Raw genomic sequence first — 2532 nt, 5'->3', positions numbered from 1 at the left:
CCGGGATCGCAGGGCGGCTTTGAGAACCGTGACCAGTCACGCCGGTGGCGTGCTGGTGCGCGCGCTCAATTTCGAGCCCGACAACCGCACGCACGGTTCGACGGGCGAGGGCTGGAAACGGAAGCGATACCGGCCATGGTTAAACCGAAAGCTGCCCGCGGGAAACCTCGGCAGGAGCGCCAGACCTACAGCCGAACCATTCGCCACCGCGCCAGCCCCCGACCCTCCTAGATTAGGCGCAATGCCGGGTAGTTAAGGTCCATGTGCTGTTGTCGAGCACTTCGGTTGGCGTGTCGAGTCTTTCGTTTCGGGGTCGCCGATGGTGAGCATGAGTTCGGTGATCGGGGTGCTGCGTTCGGGCCGATAGGGGTCCTTCTTGTTGTACCGCGAGAGCGGTGATTTGACCTTGCGGACGCTGGTGCGGGCCCGGCGGGGCGGGTGCAGGTCATCGAGGACGGCGCGTCCGATGCCGCCGACCAGGTCGGCCGTGTCCTCGGCGATGCCGTCCGCGTGCACGAGCAGGTCGCGGGCGGTGTGCAGGGCGGTGGTGAAGCTGGCCCGGTCGGGATCGGTGCCGGGACGGGATTCGACAGCGGTCACCATGGCGCGGCGCAGCGCCTGGTAGGCGGTGAGCAGCGCCCACATCTCCTGTTCGAGCCCGGCCGGGTTGGTGGAGCGCAGCACCCGGCCCTCGCAGAGGGTGTGCCGCAGCGCCAGGTAGGTGATCTCGTGTTCCCAGCGTTCGTGATACAGCCCGATCAGCGCGCGGGCGGGATGGCGGCGGGGGTCGGCCAGGGTGGTGGCCAGCCGGTAGTTCGCGGTGTAGCGGGTGCCGTCGGCGCAGGTGACGGTGATGTCGGCGGTGATGACCCGCACGGTCAACTCGCCGATACGCGACAGGTAGGAGCCGTCGTCGCAGCGCGCCAATACCGGCAGTCGGCGCGTCGCGCGCAGCCGGGCCAGGAACTGTGCGCCGGTGCCGGCCAGTTCGGTGAGGAACTCCGCGGCGTCGAAGCCGCGATCGGTCAGCACCAGCATGTCCGGGTCGAGCAGACCCAGCAGGCGCCGCGCGTAGTCGGTTTCCCCCGTAGCCGGTGGCCCGAACACTGCGCCCAGCAGGGCGCGGGTGCCGGTCTCCACGAGTGTCATCAGCTCCACCACGGGATATCCGGTGACCCCGTTCGTGGCGCGCATCTTGCCCAGCCAGGACCGATTCCGGCCGGTGTCGGGTGCCTTGATCGAGACGCAGCCGTCGAAGGCCACCGTCCGGTACCGGCCGTATCGCACGCCGGGAGTCGTGGGCTGGGCCACCGGCCCGGCCAGCACCTCGAACAACGCTCGCAGCGGCGCGGCGCCGACCCGGCGACGCAGATCCCGTAAAGCCTTGCCCGACACCGACACCCGCAGCCCGGCGTCGAGGCCAGCGATGAGTTTCGCCCACACCTTCGTCAAGCCCAACCCTGGGAAGAGGGCAAGCGCCACAACGAAATACACGCCTACTCGCGACGGCAGGATCCGTAGCCGCCGCTCGGTCGCGCGGGTCTGCACCAACACGGCATCCACCAGTTCGAACGGCACCTGCCGGGTCAACTCACCCAGATGACCGGGAGCGAACACACCCGCCGCCACGGTAACCGACCGCACCACCGTCGTCACCGCCGAACGCAGTCGACCACGATCGGTGCCGCCGCTGGGCACCGAACCGGCGGGCATGACAGAATCGGCCATCGCGGCTCCTCGGAAGAAACTTGGTCTTGGTCGATCTCGCTTCTACCAGGAGCCGCGCCCATTTCACAGCAAGTTCGACAACCGAATCCCGCGTGTCACACTTGACCCAACAGTCACACCCTTAACTACCCGGCATTGGGTCTAACCCTGGTCTAACCCAGGTCTAACCCGGCACGATGTGTAGTCCAACAACCTTGGTGTGGCGGCTGAAACTTTTGGTGCTGATGGTTCCAAAGTGGTAGATGTGATTGAAATGAATACTGGTGCTCATATGATTTATGGGGCAGATGTGATTCTTGTCAATTGAGGCCGGGCGACGTCCTGGGGCGCCGCTCCCCTGGTTCCGCGCGGTCGGTGTAGATACCCACCGACGTCCGAGCGCCCCAGGCGGATGACCGAAACTCTTCCAGGAAACGACGACCCTGTTGTCAGGCCTGATCAGCGGGAAACCTCATCGTCCGCCGTCGGACGCCCGACATCGGGGTGATCTCGGTCCCCGCCATCAGGTGAATCAGGCACTCCAACGCGACCCACTAGCGGTGAGGGTCTTTTGATGACGCCGACCGTGCAAGGCGCCGTCACGAGCTCACTGCTCGTCAGTTCCGGCTCCATAGCGCGCAGACGGTCGGTGATGCCCAGAGCTTGGCCGAACTCCCCCGCTATGTATCGCACTTACGCCAGGGACACCAGCTCTCGGCTTTTTCCGATGCAGTGCCGTCGACTTTGTCGACCAGCTCCAAGAGTTCCGACGCCATTGCCGAGGACTCGTGTGTTACGCCGTTGTTGACCTCCGATCAAACCCGA

1 protein-coding gene is annotated in these 2532 nt (G+C 65.7%); it reads right to left on the bottom strand.

What is annotated here, in order from left to right:
- Nucleotides 1-252: 252 nt before the first annotated feature.
- Complete coding sequence (locus VML93_RS28550) at nt 253-1728, bottom strand: IS4 family transposase (protein WP_325615616.1); 1476 nt, start codon at nt 1726-1728, stop codon at nt 253-255.
- Nucleotides 1729-2532 lie beyond the last annotated feature (804 nt).

Source organism: Mycobacterium sp. (genome assembly GCF_035499775.1).
GTDB lineage: Bacteria > Actinomycetota > Actinomycetes > Mycobacteriales > Mycobacteriaceae > Mycobacterium.
Note: the sequence above shows the minus strand (reverse complement) of the source record. Positions and strands in the feature narration are given on the sequence as shown.

What these genes read in the sequence shown, in the direction of transcription:
- VML93_RS28550 (WP_325615616.1), bottom strand. Translation starts at nt 1,728, where the DNA reads ATGGCCGATTCTGTCATGCCCGCCGGTTCGGTGCCCAGCGGCGGCACC.